The sequence below is a fragment of the Flavobacterium luteolum genome (assembly GCF_027111275.1).
GTDB classification, from domain to species: domain Bacteria; phylum Bacteroidota; class Bacteroidia; order Flavobacteriales; family Flavobacteriaceae; genus Flavobacterium; species Flavobacterium luteolum.
Window position 1 is genome coordinate 2,932,675 of sequence record NZ_CP114286.1, and the last position, 14,591, is coordinate 2,947,265.

The 14,591-nt window shown below is 33.1% G+C and carries 17 protein-coding genes; 8 read left to right on the top strand and 9 right to left on the bottom strand.

Features of this window, described 5'->3' with window-relative positions; translation table 11 throughout:
* Window positions 1–110: 110 nt before the first annotated feature.
* Window positions 111–1,340, bottom strand: a complete 1,230-nt coding sequence (locus OZP10_RS12575) for a 3-deoxy-D-manno-octulosonic acid transferase (protein WP_281631206.1) — start codon at window positions 1,338–1,340, stop codon at window positions 111–113.
* Window positions 1,341–1,478: 138 nt separating this feature from the next.
* Here OZP10_RS12575 and OZP10_RS12580 point away from each other — a divergent pair, with 138 nt between their 5' ends.
* The 6 genes from OZP10_RS12580 (at window position 1,479) to OZP10_RS12605 (ending at window position 5,630) form a co-directional block, all read left to right on the top strand.
* Window positions 1,479–2,612: a DegT/DnrJ/EryC1/StrS family aminotransferase gene (locus OZP10_RS12580; RefSeq protein ID WP_281631207.1), complete on the top strand. Its 1,134-nt coding sequence runs from the start codon at window positions 1,479–1,481 to the stop codon at window positions 2,610–2,612.
* 2 nt (window positions 2,613–2,614) lie between these two features.
* Window positions 2,615–3,055, top strand: coding sequence for a nuclear transport factor 2 family protein (locus OZP10_RS12585; protein ID WP_281631208.1), 441 nt, complete (start codon window positions 2,615–2,617; stop codon window positions 3,053–3,055).
* Between the two features lie 15 nt (window positions 3,056–3,070).
* Window positions 3,071–4,087: a UDP-glucose 4-epimerase GalE gene (gene galE / locus OZP10_RS12590; RefSeq protein WP_281631209.1), complete on the top strand. Its 1,017-nt coding sequence runs from the start codon at window positions 3,071–3,073 to the stop codon at window positions 4,085–4,087.
* Window positions 4,088–4,168: 81 nt separating this feature from the next.
* Window positions 4,169–5,074, top strand: a complete 906-nt coding sequence (locus OZP10_RS12595; RefSeq protein WP_281631210.1) for a DMT family transporter — start codon at window positions 4,169–4,171, stop codon at window positions 5,072–5,074.
* Between the two features lie 50 nt (window positions 5,075–5,124).
* A complete protein-coding gene (locus OZP10_RS12600) occupies window positions 5,125–5,319 on the top strand; it encodes a hypothetical protein (protein ID WP_281631211.1) in 195 nt (64 codons plus the stop codon).
* Window positions 5,304–5,630 carry a hypothetical protein gene (locus OZP10_RS12605; RefSeq protein WP_281631212.1) on the top strand — a complete coding sequence of 109 codons (327 nt, stop codon included), beginning with the start codon at window positions 5,304–5,306 and terminating at the stop codon, window positions 5,628–5,630. Before OZP10_RS12600 ends, OZP10_RS12605 begins: the two co-directional genes overlap by 16 nt.
* A 92-nt stretch (window positions 5,631–5,722) precedes the next feature.
* Here the strand turns inward: OZP10_RS12605 and fabD are convergent, their stop codons facing one another.
* On the bottom strand, window positions 5,723–6,595 hold the full coding sequence (gene fabD / locus OZP10_RS12610) for an ACP S-malonyltransferase (protein ID WP_121362242.1): 873 nt from the start codon (window positions 6,593–6,595) through the stop codon (window positions 5,723–5,725).
* Window positions 6,596–6,667: 72 nt separating this feature from the next.
* Window positions 6,668–7,030 (bottom strand): DUF983 domain-containing protein, encoded by a 363-nt coding sequence (locus tag OZP10_RS12615; protein WP_281631213.1) that lies wholly within the window; start codon window positions 7,028–7,030, stop codon window positions 6,668–6,670.
* 96 nt (window positions 7,031–7,126) lie between these two features.
* Between OZP10_RS12615 and OZP10_RS12620 the strand changes: the two genes are divergently transcribed.
* Window positions 7,127–7,990, top strand: coding sequence for a helix-turn-helix domain-containing protein (locus OZP10_RS12620; RefSeq protein WP_281631214.1), 864 nt, complete (start codon window positions 7,127–7,129; stop codon window positions 7,988–7,990).
* A gap of 192 nt (window positions 7,991–8,182) precedes the next feature.
* Here OZP10_RS12620 and OZP10_RS12625 read toward each other — a convergent pair whose 3' ends face one another.
* From OZP10_RS12625 to OZP10_RS12650, 6 genes are all read right to left on the bottom strand, one after another.
* Window positions 8,183–8,716: a YceI family protein gene (locus tag OZP10_RS12625; RefSeq protein ID WP_281631215.1), complete on the bottom strand. Its 534-nt coding sequence runs from the start codon at window positions 8,714–8,716 to the stop codon at window positions 8,183–8,185.
* A gap of 300 nt (window positions 8,717–9,016) precedes the next feature.
* Window positions 9,017–9,247, bottom strand: a complete 231-nt coding sequence (locus OZP10_RS12630) for a (4Fe-4S)-binding protein (protein ID WP_281631216.1) — start codon at window positions 9,245–9,247, stop codon at window positions 9,017–9,019.
* Between the two features lie 165 nt (window positions 9,248–9,412).
* On the bottom strand, window positions 9,413–10,129 hold the full coding sequence (locus OZP10_RS12635) for a pirin family protein (RefSeq protein WP_149208427.1): 717 nt from the start codon (window positions 10,127–10,129) through the stop codon (window positions 9,413–9,415).
* A 231-nt stretch (window positions 10,130–10,360) separates the two neighbouring features.
* A complete protein-coding gene (locus OZP10_RS12640) occupies window positions 10,361–10,771 on the bottom strand; it encodes a DMP19 family protein (RefSeq protein WP_281631217.1) in 411 nt (136 codons plus the stop codon).
* A gap of 127 nt (window positions 10,772–10,898) precedes the next feature.
* Window positions 10,899–11,258: a hypothetical protein gene (locus OZP10_RS12645; RefSeq protein ID WP_281631218.1), complete on the bottom strand. Its 360-nt coding sequence runs from the start codon at window positions 11,256–11,258 to the stop codon at window positions 10,899–10,901.
* Window positions 11,259–11,264: 6 nt separating this feature from the next.
* A complete protein-coding gene (locus tag OZP10_RS12650; RefSeq protein WP_281631219.1) occupies window positions 11,265–12,746 on the bottom strand; it encodes a helix-turn-helix domain-containing protein in 1,482 nt (493 codons plus the stop codon).
* A 196-nt stretch (window positions 12,747–12,942) separates the two neighbouring features.
* Between OZP10_RS12650 and aceB the strand changes: the two genes are divergently transcribed.
* Window positions 12,943–14,544, top strand: a complete 1,602-nt coding sequence (gene aceB, locus OZP10_RS12655; RefSeq protein ID WP_281631220.1) for a malate synthase A — start codon at window positions 12,943–12,945, stop codon at window positions 14,542–14,544.
* The last annotated feature ends 47 nt before the right edge of the window (window positions 14,545–14,591 follow it).

A 14,591-nucleotide genomic window follows, 5' to 3' on the forward strand; every position in this document is an offset into this window, starting at 1 on the left:
TCAGCTATTTAGTTTCTCAGATTTAGGGTTTGTTTCGTTTTTTAAGAGTATTTAAGCAGAATCACTTTTGCTTATTTCTTCAAATTTAACACCTTTGTCAAATCAAAAGGTTATGAGATGCGCTTCATAATCGTTTCAGTGGCTCCTTTGTTGTCTTGAATAAACGATTTGCAGATTTTGCTTTTTTCTTCTAGAAAGTTTTTATCATTCAATAATTGGTTAAAAACTGCTTTAAGTTCTACGTTGGTCGATATTGTTAAGCAGCCGCCAATTTCAACTAATGCGACAGCTTCTGAAAAATTCGAATAGTTTGGGCCAATTACAATTGGAATTCCAAAAGTTGCAGGTTCTAATATATTATGTATTCCTGGGTTTCCAAATCCGCCTCCTACGTATGCGATTGTTCCATAGCTGTAAATCTTGGTCAAAATGCCAATTGTATCTATTATAAGAACATTATAATTAGATAAATCTTTATTTTCTTTTTCTGAGAATAAAATGGTTGATTTTGTGATCTTTGATAAAAGATCTGAAATTTGATCTGGCTTAATATTATGTGGAGCAATAATGAATTTTACATTTTCAGGAGCTTGATTGATATACTCAGCAATTAATACTTCGTCTTTTGGCCATGAGCTACCAACGACAATTGTTGGTTGATTGTTTTTAAAATTCTCTACAAAATCTAAGCGATTGTCTCTTTCTAAAATAGCATTTACACGATCAAAACGGGTGTCGCCAGAAACAATTACATTTTTAAAACCAAGTGATTCTATTTTTTGTTTAGAGCTTTCATTCTGAACAAAAAAATAGGTGAATGCATTTAATGCTTTTCGATAAAAACCGCCATACCATTTAAAAAACATTTGATTGTCTCTGAAAATTCCTGAAATTAAATAAGTTGGTGTTTTGCTTTTTTCTAATTCCTGTAAATAGTTTAGCCAGAATTCGTATTTGATAAAAAAAGCAAATTCAGGATGAACTAGTTTTAAAAATCTTTTTGCATTGCTTTTAGTGTCAAGCGGTAAATAAATGGTCACATCGGCAACTGTGTTATTTTTACGCACTTCGTATCCAGATGGTGAAAAAAAGGTTACAATAATTTTATGAGAAGGGTATTTTTCTTTGATTTTTTCGATTACCGGAAGACCTTGTTCGTACTCGCCCAATGACGCAGAATGAAACCAGATGGTTTTGTCGTTTGCTTTTATTTTTTCTTCTAAAGTTGAAAATACATTTTTTCGGCCTTCAACAAAAAGCTTAATTTTCGGACTAAATAGCGCTACGATTTTTAAGAAAAATCCTGCTATGTAAATGGTTAGATTGTATAAAAAAAGCATGTAATTTTTTTTGCAGCTAAATTACATTTCTTTCGACTATTTTCATTGGTTTGAAGCTATTAATAACTATTTTTGTTCTTCCTTTTAGAGATTTCTGTCCGAAAACAGTGTCTTTAATTTTTTTTAAATACATTCAAAATGAAAAAAATACAAATGGTTGACTTAAAGAGTCAATACGAAAAAATAAAATCTACTGTAGATGCTTCAATTCAAGAAGTTTTAGATACAAATACTTATATCAACGGACCTTTAGTTCATCAATTTCAAAAGAATCTTGAAGATTATTTAGGGGCAAAACACGTTATTCCTTGTGCTAACGGTACAGATGCGTTGCAGATTGCAATGATGGGATTAGATCTGAAGCCAGGAGACGAAGTTATTACTGCCGATTTTACTTTTGCAGCAACTGTTGAGGTTATTGCATTGTTGCAATTAACTCCAGTTTTAGTTGATGTTGATTTGCATAATATGAACATCGATATCGAAGCAGTTAAAAAAGCAATTACACCAAAAACAAAAGCAATTGTTCCGGTTCATTTATTTGGACGTGCAGCTAATATGGATGCAATTATGGAAATTGCTAAAGAGCATAATTTATATGTAATTGAAGATAACGCTCAAGCAATTGGTGCAGATTATATTTCTAAATCTGGATCAAAAGTGAAAGTAGGAACAATTGGCCACGTTGCGGCAACTTCATTCTTTCCTTCTAAAAACCTTGGATGTTATGGAGATGGAGGAGCAATTTTTACAAATGATGATAAACTAGCACACATCATCCGCGGAATTGTAAATCACGGAATGTATGAGCGTTACCACCACGATGTTGTGGGAGTGAATTCTCGTTTGGATAGTATTCAAGCTGGAGTTTTAAATGCTAAATTACCGTTGTTAGATGAATATAATGCAGCGCGTCGTTTGGCGGCAACAAAATACAATGCGGCTTTTGCTGGAAATGCAAAAATTATTACTCCAGATTTTGATGCAAACCAGAATAATCACGTTTTTCATCAATACGTTTTAAGAATTTTAGACGCAGACAGAAATGCTTTAATGCAACATTTATTAGATAAAGGAATTCCATGTGCAATTTATTATCCAATTCCATTGCATTCTCAAAAAGCATATTTAGATCCTCGTTATAAAGAAGAACAATTTCCAGTTACAAATAAATTAGTGCAGGAAGTAATAGCTTTGCCAATGCACACAGAACTTGACGACGAACAAATTAAATTTATTACCGATTCTGTTTTAGAATTTTTGAATAAATAAAGATGAGAAAAGGTAGTCTTTTAATTTTAATGATTTTTCTTCAGTTTTCGGTTTTGGCTCAAAAAACGAATTCTAAAGAAGAGAATGCGGTTATCAGTCAAGTCGAAATTTTGCGTCAGGCAATGATTGATGCTAATGGAGCGAAATTGAAAGCGCTAACTTCGGACAAATTAAATTATGTCCACTCAAATGGTAATTTTCAAAACCAAGCTGAATTTATAGAAGGAATCGTAAGTGGAAAATCTGATTTTGTTTCGATCGATTTTCAGAACCAAACTATAACTATTCAGAATGATGTTGCCATAGTTCGACATGTTTTATCGGCTCATACCAAAGACGATGGAATAGATCGAGATATTAAAATAGGAATAATGCTCGTTTGGCAGAAACAAAAAGGCAAATGGGTTTTAATTGCTAGACAAGCTTATAAATTAACTACATAAAACAACCACAAAAAAATGAAAGTATTAGTAACAGGAGGATTAGGATTTATCGGTTCTCACACTGTAGTCGAATTGCAAAATGAAGGCTTCGAAGTTGTGATCATTGATAATCTTTCTAATTCTTCAGAAGATGTTTTAAAAGGAATTACCGCGATTACAGGAAAAACGCCTTTATTCGAGAAAATTGATCTAAGAGAGAAAAGTACCGTTCGGGATTTTTTTAAAAAACATAATGATGTTACTGGTGTCATTCATTTTGCTGCTTCAAAAGCTGTTGGAGAAAGTGTTGAGCAGCCTTTACTGTATTATGAAAACAACATTAGTAGTTTAGTTTACCTTTTACAAGAATTACAGCAAAAACCTGAAGCAAGTTTTATTTTTAGTTCTTCTTGTACGGTTTACGGTCAAGCCGAAAAAATGCCAATTACAGAAGATGCTCCGGTTCAAGCAGCGATGTCTCCGTACGGAAACACAAAACAGATTGGAGAAGAAATTATTACAGATACAGCTAAAGTTACCAATATCAGCGCTATTTTATTGCGTTATTTTAATCCGGTTGGAGCACACGAATCTGTTGAAATTGGAGAATTACCATTAGGAGTTCCGCAAAATTTAGTTCCGTTTATTACACAAACTGGAGTAGGATTGCGTCAGGAATTATCGGTTTTTGGAAATGATTATCCAACACCAGACGGAACTGCTGTTCGCGATTACATTCACGTCGTAGATTTAGCGAAAGCACACGTAATTGCTTTACAGCGCTTGTTAAACAAAAAGAACTTGGCAAAAGTAGAAACTTTCAATTTAGGAACAGGAAAAGGAAGTTCTGTTCTTGAAGTCATTCATAGTTTTGAAAAAGTCAGCGGTAAAAAATTGCCTTACAAGATGATGCCTCGTCGTGAAGGTGATATTACTGAAGCTTATGCAAATACAGATATGGCAAATAATGTCTTAGGATGGAAGGCTGAACTAAGTTTAGACGAAGCAATGGCAAGTGCTTGGAAATGGGAACAAAAAGTGAGGAATAAATAGTTTTTTAAATAAAATTATAAATTTTAAGATCCCAGATTATAGCAATATAGTTTGGGATTTTTTTTTAGCGTATTAATTATCATGAAACAAAGCTTAGATTATAAATTGATATTTGCCTTAGGGGCTGTTGGAATTATTTGGGGAACTACCTTTTTGGGTATTAGAGTTGCGGTTGAAACTATTCCGCCATGGTTTGTAACCTCAATTCGTCAGGGATTGGCAGGAATAATCATGATGATGATTTTATTGTTTAAAAAAGAATTGAAATGGATTGGGTGGGAAAATTTAAAACACCAGCTTGTTCCGTCTATTTTGATGATTGTAATTGCAAATGGCTTTACAACTGTTGCGGAACAGACTGTACCAAGCGGACTGGCTTCGGTAATCAGTGCTATGGCTCCGATACTTATTTTTCTGGGCAGTATTTTATTTAAATTACAAAAACCAAGTTTAAGAGGATTTATTGGAGTCATAATAGGATTTTCGGGAGTGGTTTTTATATTTAAAGACGGACTCGGGTCTTTTTTAGATGCCGATTACAGAATTGGAATGATGTTTATGGGATTTGCGATTACTGCTTGGGCTGGTGGAACAATTTATACCAAAATTCATGGGAATAAATCTAAAAATATAGTTCTTAATTTATTTTACCAGTTTACAATGGCTTCATGCATTCAGGTTGTTTTGGCATTCATTTTTTCGCCCACTATTGATGTGAATTTATGGAGTTCTAAAAGTGTTTTTGCAGCATTATATTTGTCGATTTTCGGATCTGTAATTGCTTTTTTCAGCTATAATTATGCTCTGAAACATGTTACTCCGGTTCAGGTTTCTATTTTGGCGTATATCAACACCATAATTGCGGTGTTTTTTGGTTGGCTTATTTTGGATGAAAAAATTACCATAGATTTTATAATTGCAACAATCCTGATCATTTTGGGAGTTTTTATTATTAATTATAAAAAGAAGGAAAAGAAAACTTTGTAAATTTTGATTTAGTTTATTTTGTAAATTTGTAAGATTAAAATGTAGGAATAATGAGTTCGGATAAAGAAAGTAAAAAGAAAGATAAGGTAGAAGAATCAAGAGTAGAATACGAAATCCAAAAACCAAGGCGACAAGGTATAGATCTCGAAACTTTTGATTTTGATGCTGAGTTTGCAAAAGGGTTAACTCTGGAGGAAGCTAAAGCAGAATCTATTAGAAGAATTCGAGAATGGTGGGGGAAATAGAAGTTATATTTACCCCAAAAGTATTAGAGTTTTTAGATGATTTAATACTTTTATTATATAAAAAAGAATATTTTGGATTTCTTAGATCTGCGGAAAATTATGTTTTAACAATGTATGATGCAATTCCAGGTAGGTTAAAGAAAGCAAGGCATTGTCAAACTCCTAGTTCAATTAAATATTTAGGGGCAAATTATATTTTTTATAAAGTAAACAATAGAACAACTTGGTATATTTTCTTCGAAAAAAGAGAAGGAAATTATTTGGTAACAGCGATTATAAATAACAACTCTGTCGAAGTTGGATATCTTTAAAAACAAAACCCTCATAAACCGATTAAAGTCTATGAGGATTTTTTATGTGTATAGTTTTTTAACTGAAAACTGAGACCGCGACTGAAAACTAATTAAGCATTAGCAACAGCAGCTTCTTTATCAATTTTATTAATCAATCCAGTTAATACTTTTCCTGGACCAACTTCAGTAAACAAAGTCGCACCGTCAGCAATCATTTGTTGTACAGATTGTGTCCATCTTACTGGAGCAGTCAATTGAATGATTAAGTTCTTTTTAATTTCATTAGCATCAGAAACTGCGCTTGCAGTTACGTTTTGATACACTGGGCAAATAGGAGCAGAGAAAGTAGTTGCTTCAATTGCAGCAGCCAATTCTTCTCTCGCTGGTTCCATCATTGGAGAATGGAAAGCTCCTCCAACAGGTAAAATTAAAGCACGTTTTGCTCCGGCAGCTTTCATTGCTTCGCAAGCTTTTTCAACAGCAGTAGTTTCACCAGAAATTACCAATTGACCTGGGCAGTTATAGTTAGCAGCAACTACAACACCATCGATAGAAGCACATACTTCTTCTACAACATTATCAGCTAAACCTAAAACAGCAGCCATTGTAGAAGGAGTAATTTCGCAAGCTTTTTGCATTGCAAGAGCACGTTGAGAAACTAATTTTAAACCATCTTCAAAAGATAAAGTTCCGTTAGCAACCAAAGCTGAAAATTCTCCTAATGAGTGTCCTGCAACCATTTCCGGTTTGAAATCTTCTAAAGTTTTCGCTAAAATAACAGAATGTAAAAATACTGCAGGCTGTGTAACTTTAGTTTCTTTTAGTTCTTCGGCAGTGCCTTCAAACATGATATCTGTAATTCTGAAACCTAATATTTCATTAGCTTTTTCGAATAATTCTTTGGCTAAAGCCGAATTTTCATAAAGGTCTTTACCCATTCCTGTGAATTGTGCACCTTGACCCGGAAATACGTATGCTTTCATTTGTCTAATTTGTTTTTTATTTTTTTTAGAATTGAAAATTAGCTTCAATTGAAAGGCAAAAATAATACTTTTTTATTTCGTATAATCCTTAAACATGTAAATCCATGCTAATCGTGAAAATCGTAGATTGAAAGAAGTGAGCAAAGTGATCACAACAGCAATAATAGGAATGATTCGTAAATCGAAATTTTTCTCAAAGAAAAACTGTGCAATACAATAAGTGGCAATTCCTTGAGCGACTGTTAAACCGTAGTTTACATACATGGCGCCAAAGAAATAACCAGGTTCTTTTTGGAATTTATAATTGCAATGACTGCAGTATTCATTCATTTTTGGAAGACCAAAAGTCAGAAAAATATTTTTGTCTGTAAAGACTTTTCCTTTATGACAAACAGGACATTCGTTGCTTAAAATATGAGTTAGTGCATTTGACATGACTTTGATGTTTTTTATTTGCACAAAGGTAATTCGGAGCAGAATAAAAGTCTTTTTAGTATCTTCGCTTATTATAGCACAATAAAGACATTTTTTATGAAACGATATCCGATTTATAGTGTTCAGAATTTTAGCTGTAACGATATTCACCGTGATTTTTATGTCAATACTTTTACAGAACATTTAAAGAATCACAGTTTTGTCGAAGAACCGCATCGTCATGACTCGTATTTAATGGTTTTTTTTACAAAAGGTTCAGGATTGCATGAAGTTGATTTTGACCAGTTCGAAATCAAAAGAGGAAGCCTTTTTGTGCTACAGCCTGGACAAATGCATCATTGGAATTTATCTAAAGACGTTCAAGGTTTTGTAATTATCTTTTCACAGGAATTGTACAATCTGTATTTCGGACAGAAAAAAATCAACGACTATAATTTTTATCATTCCATTCATAATCGACCGGAAATGGTTTTTGAAGAAAATGAAATCCCCAAAATCCTTCCATATTTCGATTTGCTGATTCAGGAGAACAGTCAAAATGTTAAATATCAATTAGATAAATTACTGAACTTGTTAGATTGTATTCATATTGAAGTTGCTCGAAAATACAATGAAACTTATTCACATCAAGCGCATTCCTACAATATCAAAATCAATGCATTTGAATCCATTTTAGAAGAATACTTCAGAACCCAAAAGTTGCCATCGTTTTATGCAGATAAGCTAAATATAACGTTGAAACATTTAAACAGAATCTGCAATGAAATACTTCAAAAAACTGCTACAGACGTAATCACTGACAGAGTAATTCTGGAAATAAAAAGAATGTTGATCGATAAACAATTAGCAGTAAATGAAGTTGCCTTTAAAGTAGGCTACGAAGATTATTCCTATTTCTCTCGTTTCTTCAAAAAACAAACTGGAATGTCTCCGACTGAATTTAGAAACACGGTGCGATGATTTTTTTTAGCCACGAATTCACGAATTATTTTTTTCTTTTGCCACAGATTAAAGGATTTTCACAGATTTAATCCAAATAATCATTTTAATCTGTGGCAAATAAAATTCGTGAATTCGTGGCTAAAAAAAACAAAACCCTGCGTCATTACGCAGGGTTTCAATAACCAACCAATCAAATCCGAGAATGCTTAATTAGGCTTGTTTTACAAATTGTAATTCAATGTTTAAACGTACTTCTTCGCCTACCAAAACACCACCTGTTTCAAGAGCTGAGTTCCAGTTTAAACCCCAATCTTTACGATTAATTTTTCCTTCTATGCTTAAACCTACTTTTGTATTTCCCCAAGGATCAGTCATGATTCCGCTAAATTCAACTGGGAATTTTACTGTTTTAGAAACACCTTTAATATCTAAATCTCCAGTTAATTCGAATTCACCATCATTAATTTTTTTGAAAGCAGAAGATTTGAAAGTTAATTTTGGATGATTTTCAGCATCAAAGAAATCACCGCTTCTTAAATGTCCATCACGATCTGCATTTGCAGTGTCTACTGAAGCAATATCAGCAGAAAAACTGAAATCTGCATTATCAAAACTTTCGCCTTCTGTGATTGCAGAAGCTTCATAAGTTCCAAATTTTCCTGAAACATTTGTAAACATCATGTGTTTAACTTTAAAACCAATTTCTGAGTGAGTTGGGTCAATTGACCATTTTGTAGTTGCCATAATTTTATTTTTTAAATATTTTAAATAATTAATTTCATTTTGATAGGACAAAGTTACGGAGACAGTTGTCCTAGAGCACTTAATCTAGATTAAGAAATAAAAAAGGTGATGTGTTTTTGTCGCAGATTGCACGGAGTAAAAAAACGTGTTGCCACGAATTTCTCTAATTACCACGAAATAAATTGAATCAAAATTTGTGGAAATTCGAGCAATTGCTACGCCTATTCGCTATCGCTCGAGTCGTGGCGAAAAAATCAATTTAATCCTTCTAATCTGTGGCAAAAAAACTGTGCGAAAAGCTTAACTTTTATTATTCATGTAAAAGCTTAACGCTCCGGAAGGACACTTATTAACTGTCGAAATTATTTTCTCAGTTGTAGATTTTTCTGGAGTAATCCAAGGTTTTTCTTTTGGACGAAAGACATCCGGATTGTTTTTGACACAATTTGTCGAATGAATACATTTTCCAGATTGCCATACAATCGTAACTTCTCCGTTTGTATATTCTTTAATTAGGTTATTTGGATTCATGGTTTAAAATTTTAAGGATGAATTTAATTTTAAAGTCAGACCAATTTTCTTATTTATAAAGTTAGTCTTTCTTTTTTAAAATTGAACAAAAAAAGAAACGATAATGGTCTGATTTACAGATTTGTTATCGTTTCAAAGTACAGATATTAATTGTTTTTTTTTGAATTAATAATTCATCGGAATGTCCATTAATAAAAATTCAGCGTCTGTATTGGCTTTAATATTCAACGTATCAGTTCCTGAAATTCCAACTGCATCGCGAGTATTTAATTCCTGACCGTTGATGGTTACATTTCCTTTCAAAACGAAAGCATAAACTCCGTTTCCTTCTTTTTTGATTTTATATTCGGTTGCAGTTCCTGCATCAAAATTCCCCATGTTGAACCAAGCGTCTTGGTGAATCCAAACTCCTTCATCATCAGCATTTGGAGATAAAACTTGTGCTAATTTATTATGTCTGTCAGCAACATTTAAAGTAATTTGCTGGTAACGTGGAGTAACGTTTCTTTTGTTTGGAAACAACCAAATCTGCAATAATTTAGTCTGCTGATCTGCATTTGGGTTAAACTCACTATGCTGAATTCCAGTTCCAGCACTCATTACCTGAATGTCACCATTTTTGATTACTTCAGTATTTCCCATGCTGTCTTTGTGAGCCAAATCACCTTCTAGCGGAATTGTAATAATTTCCATATTATCATGAGGGTGAGTTCCAAATCCCATTCCAGCAGCAATCGTATCGTCATTCAAAACACGAAGTGCTCCAAACTGAATTCTATCTGGATTGTACCAGCTCGCAAAACTAAAACTATGATAAGCGTTTAACCATCCGTGATTTGCATTTCCTCTTGTGTCTGCTTTGTGCAATACTATATTTTCCATGATTTTGTCTTTTATTGATTTTGATAGTACAAAGATACAGCCGATGTAAAGGAAAAGCACTTAACCTAGATTAAGTTCTTTGAGGTGCTAAGTTTTGGAGGTTCTGAGGAACTAAGATTTTAGGAACAAAGGTGTAGAGGTTCAAAGGTTTTGCCTTAAAGTAACCACACGGTTTGTCATTTCGACGAAGGAGAAATCTTCGCAAGTAACTCTACAAAGATTTGGTATAGATTATTCTTGTAAATTTCCATCAGCATATTTATAAAACTCTAAATCCAAGAGTTCTAATTTGGCATTTATTTTTTCATTGTTAAGTTCTTCAACTTCCTGATTTCGTAGTTTTTTAACCAAATCTTCATTAGATAATTTTTTCGGATTAATTAAATTAATTGCCGAGTCAAGAATTTTCGCGGTTTTAAACTTTTTGTTTTTCTTCAATGCTTTTAATGTCTCGAAACAATTTTGTCCGCTAGAATTGAAAAAGTATTGATTAAATCCTCCGTTATTTATTTCCATTTCTAATTCTTCAATATTCGCTACAGGCTTTGAAATATTGGTTTTCTCTTTATCTGATGCAACTTGGCTTAAACAACTTGAAAATGTCATTAGTAATAAGGATAAAAAGAAGTTGAATAATTTCATTGTTTTTCGTTGTAAATTTTACTTTGTTGAGATGCTCGCGGAGATCTCTCCTTCGTCGAGATGACAAGATTGTGTTAAAAAATAATCTTTGCGCCTTCGCGTCTTCGCGAGATTATTAAAAGCTTTATTACTTAATCCGAACCAATTTTCCTTTCCCAATCACTTCATCAAGATAATTAGCGGAAGAACTTTTCTTGTCATGCATAAAAAAAGGAATAGTATCTTTTTCGATTTGATCTTTTGAAATACTTATAACTAAATCCGTATTAATGAAATTATCCAATACTATTTTGTTGCCATAAGAAACTTTTCCTTTTGGCAGATATTTGTTATCGAAGGCAAAAATGCTGTCCTTAAAAGTAATTTTATCTTTTTGGATATAAGTATTGTCCTCTTCAATCAAGTAATTGTAACGGCCAATAAGTTTGTCTGTTTTCTGAGTAAAACTAATTAAAAACAGTGTCGTTATTAAGGCAAAATATTTCATGGCATTCTAACTATATTGATTCATAAATTGCTGTACAACAGCATCGGTATTCTCATGGCGTTTTTTTCTTTCTAAAACAATTGGCGGAGCTGCTCTTTCTAGACAATCCTGAACAGCACAGGTTTCGCAAGTTACACCAACAATTCGTTTCACCAAAGGTTTTCCGTCAATGACCTTGAATTTCTTTTTCATTGTTGGATTAATCAAAATTCCAACAGAAATACTTCGAATAAAATTCTCGGCAAAAGGATCTTTTGTAGCCGAAGAAAAAACCAAATATTCATTTCCACTATTCGCATAGCTCGAAATCTGGGCATCAAAAAAATGAGATTTATTTTGTTTGATTGCTTCATCAATCGTTTTTACCGAAACCCATCTTCTGCAATAATGTTCGTTGGTTTCGTTGGCGTGCGGTTCTTGCTGATGTGTAATATGTAATTCTTTATTTATCTGATAAAAGTCGGAGCCTATTTTGTGTGATAATCTTAAGAAGAAAAGGTTTTTCAACTGAAAATCTTTCGGTAATAAATTCGTTAATCGCTGATAAAATGATTCTGGCGAGACTTCAAAACTTTCTATTAAAGAAACAAATTCTTCTGGTTTCGGATTTTCATTTTCCAAAAAAGAATTGATTTTATCTACAACTAATTTTCTTGGCAATAATAAAGCGCCAGCAAAGTAAGAAGCGTAAAAATTATTTAAAACCTGGTCGAAATTTTCAAACTTAATCCAGCTGAATGTTAGCAAACGGTCAGAAATCTTCATGTAATTATAGGCAATTTCTTTAGCTAAAATAAACGCTTTCTGCGGAGCATCAAGTTCTGTTGAAAGCAATAAAGTTTTGCTTTTCGGAACATAAATCGAACGCAAATCGTCTAAAGCTTCCTGATCTGCGAATGCAATTTCCTTTATGTTGTATTCGTATTCTTCTTTCAGAATCGCTTCTGATTCTTCAACAGTAATTTTAGAATCCAGATTAATCTGAAACGACTTCGAAAACGCAATTACCTTCTCTTCTAAATCTTCAAAATAATTGCTGTGCGCTTCCTGATATGAACGTAAAGCTGCTAAAAAGAAACTTTCACGGCTTAAATTATAATGCTGTGCAATTTCGATAATCGTACTAATAAAAGCATTGACTTTTGCCGGAGCATTGGCAATAATATCAATTAAATCGGCTTCTTGAATGCCAAAAAGCTCTAATGGAATCTCTTTTAAAATTCCAGATTTTAAAATTTCGCCAATAGGAGCGAGGTTATTATCGAGTTTTAAAGACACCATTTGGTCATAAGTCACGTCCAAATGTTCGCAGAGCAATAAAATTTTATCTGTTTTTGGATATTTTTTTCCCTTTTCAATCTCGTTTAAATACGATTTTGAAAGATTTGTCAATTTAGCCAAGCCAAAAAGAGACAGATTTTTTTGCGTTCTGACTTGCTTCAATTTTAATCCGAAGATCAGTTTTATATAGTCTTTTTCGATATCCATGAACCAAATATAGGTATTCTAAAAATAAACGCCAAAAAATTATTTTTCATTTTTAGCGAACGTTCGCTTGTTTTGTAAAAAACTTTTTTCTAATATTGTGGTGTAGAAAATATTAATTATCAGTTTGTTATGTATTTGTGTTTTGAAAAACATATAAACGATTCAATTGCTGGTAATGAAATTAAAAACCACAGCTATGAAAAACCAATTAGAAATTACCGAAACGGCAATGGAATTTTTAGCCGAAAAGAAGCTTCGTTATCCAAAGATCTGGACAGAAGAAGCAATTGTTTTTATAACTGAATTGCATAGAAAATTCGAATCACAGCGAAAACTATTGCTTTTACAGCGTGAACAGAAACAAGTCACTTTTGATCAGGGGATTATGCCGGTTTTTATTCCGGAAACCAAAAGCATCAGAGAAGGTAATTGGAAAGCTGGAGAAATTCCGAAAGATTTACTGGATCGAAGAGTAGAAATTACTGGACCAGTTGATCGCAAAATGATCATCAATGCTTTGAATTCAGGAGCGAAAACATTTATGGCCGATTTTGAAGATAGCACTTCGCCAACTTGGCAAAACCTGATGGACGGTCAAGTAAATTTAATCGATGCGGTAAACAAAACAATTACGTATACTGATTTGGTGAAACAGAAATCATATCATTTAAATGAAAAAATCGCAACGCTAATTGTACGTCCGAGAGGTTTGCATTTGCCAGAAAAACATGTTTTAGTTGAAGGAAATGAAGTTTCGGGGTCTTTGATAGATTTTGGATTGTATGTTTTTCATAATCATAAACGACTTTTAGAAAACAATTCTGGGCCGTATTTCTACATTCCGAAATTGGAACATTATCTCGAAGCGCGTTGGTGGAATAACGCAATCGATTTTACGGAGGATTATTTGAAACTGAACAAAGGAACAATAAAAGTGACAGTTTTAATTGAAACCATAACGGCAAGTTTTCAGCTAGATGAAATTATTTACGAATTGAAAGAGCATATCGTTGGTTTGAATTGCGGACGCTGGGATTATATTTTCTCATACATTAAAAAGTTTAGAAAAAATCCAAAATTCATTGTTCCAGATCGTGATCAGGTAACTATGACTTCGCCTTTTATGAATGCCTATTCAAATCTGGTAATTCAAAGATGTCATAAAAGAGGGATTCATGCGATTGGCGGAATGGCAGCACAGATTCCGATTCGAAATAATGAAGAAGCCAATGCTGTCGCTTTCGCGAAAGTAAAAACGGATAAAGAACGTGAAGTTCGAAATGGTCATGATGGAACTTGGGTTGCGCATCCAGATTTAGTTTCGCTGGCTAAAGAAATTTTTGATAAAGGAATGCCAACTCCAAATCAGATTCACATTAAAAGGGAACATCGAAAAATTACAGAAGCTGATTTGATTGAACCGCCAATTGGACTGATAACCGAAAACGGTGTTCGAAAAAATATCAATGTTGGAGTTCTATATCTGGCTTCATGGCTAAATGGACAAGGCGCAGCTGCATTGCATAATTTGATGGAAGATGCTGCAACGGCAGAAATTTCGAGATCACAATTGTGGCAATGGCTTCAGAATAAAGTGATTTTGGATAATGGACGAAAATTAGATTTGGCTTATTATCATGAATTGGCTTTAGATGAATTCAGAAAAATCAAGGAAGAACTAGGAGAAGAAAATTATGAAAAACAACAATTTCCATTAGCAGAAAAAATGCTGGAAAGATTAGTAGTAAACCTGCACTTTGTGGATTTCTTGACGATACCGTGTTACAAATATCTATAAACTTTTAAAATCTGCTCAATCTGCCAGATCTGCGAGCGAATAAGTTT

Excerpts from the sequence above, each read along its gene's own strand:
- OZP10_RS12575 (WP_281631206.1), bottom strand. The coding sequence starts at position 1,340 with ATGCTTTTTTTATACAATCTAACCATTTACATAGCAGGATTTTTCTTA.
- OZP10_RS12580 (WP_281631207.1), top strand. The coding sequence starts at position 1,479 with ATGAAAAAAATACAAATGGTTGACTTAAAGAGTCAATACGAAAAAATA.
- OZP10_RS12585 (WP_281631208.1), top strand. The coding sequence starts at position 2,615 with ATGAGAAAAGGTAGTCTTTTAATTTTAATGATTTTTCTTCAGTTTTCG.
- galE (WP_281631209.1), top strand. The coding sequence starts at position 3,071 with ATGAAAGTATTAGTAACAGGAGGATTAGGATTTATCGGTTCTCACACT.
- OZP10_RS12595 (WP_281631210.1), top strand. The coding sequence starts at position 4,169 with ATGAAACAAAGCTTAGATTATAAATTGATATTTGCCTTAGGGGCTGTT.
- OZP10_RS12600 (WP_281631211.1), top strand. The coding sequence starts at position 5,125 with ATGAGTTCGGATAAAGAAAGTAAAAAGAAAGATAAGGTAGAAGAATCA.
- OZP10_RS12605 (WP_281631212.1), top strand. The coding sequence starts at position 5,304 with ATGGTGGGGGAAATAGAAGTTATATTTACCCCAAAAGTATTAGAGTTT.
- fabD (WP_121362242.1), bottom strand. The coding sequence starts at position 6,595 with ATGAAAGCATACGTATTTCCGGGTCAAGGTGCACAATTCACAGGAATG.
- OZP10_RS12615 (WP_281631213.1), bottom strand. The coding sequence starts at position 7,030 with ATGTCAAATGCACTAACTCATATTTTAAGCAACGAATGTCCTGTTTGT.
- OZP10_RS12620 (WP_281631214.1), top strand. The coding sequence starts at position 7,127 with ATGAAACGATATCCGATTTATAGTGTTCAGAATTTTAGCTGTAACGAT.
- OZP10_RS12625 (WP_281631215.1), bottom strand. The coding sequence starts at position 8,716 with ATGGCAACTACAAAATGGTCAATTGACCCAACTCACTCAGAAATTGGT.
- OZP10_RS12630 (WP_281631216.1), bottom strand. The coding sequence starts at position 9,247 with ATGAATCCAAATAACCTAATTAAAGAATATACAAACGGAGAAGTTACG.
- OZP10_RS12635 (WP_149208427.1), bottom strand. The coding sequence starts at position 10,129 with ATGGAAAATATAGTATTGCACAAAGCAGACACAAGAGGAAATGCAAAT.
- OZP10_RS12640 (WP_281631217.1), bottom strand. The coding sequence starts at position 10,771 with ATGAAATTATTCAACTTCTTTTTATCCTTATTACTAATGACATTTTCA.
- OZP10_RS12645 (WP_281631218.1), bottom strand. The coding sequence starts at position 11,258 with ATGAAATATTTTGCCTTAATAACGACACTGTTTTTAATTAGTTTTACT.
- OZP10_RS12650 (WP_281631219.1), bottom strand. The coding sequence starts at position 12,746 with ATGGATATCGAAAAAGACTATATAAAACTGATCTTCGGATTAAAATTG.
- aceB (WP_281631220.1), top strand. The coding sequence starts at position 12,943 with ATGAAAAACCAATTAGAAATTACCGAAACGGCAATGGAATTTTTAGCC.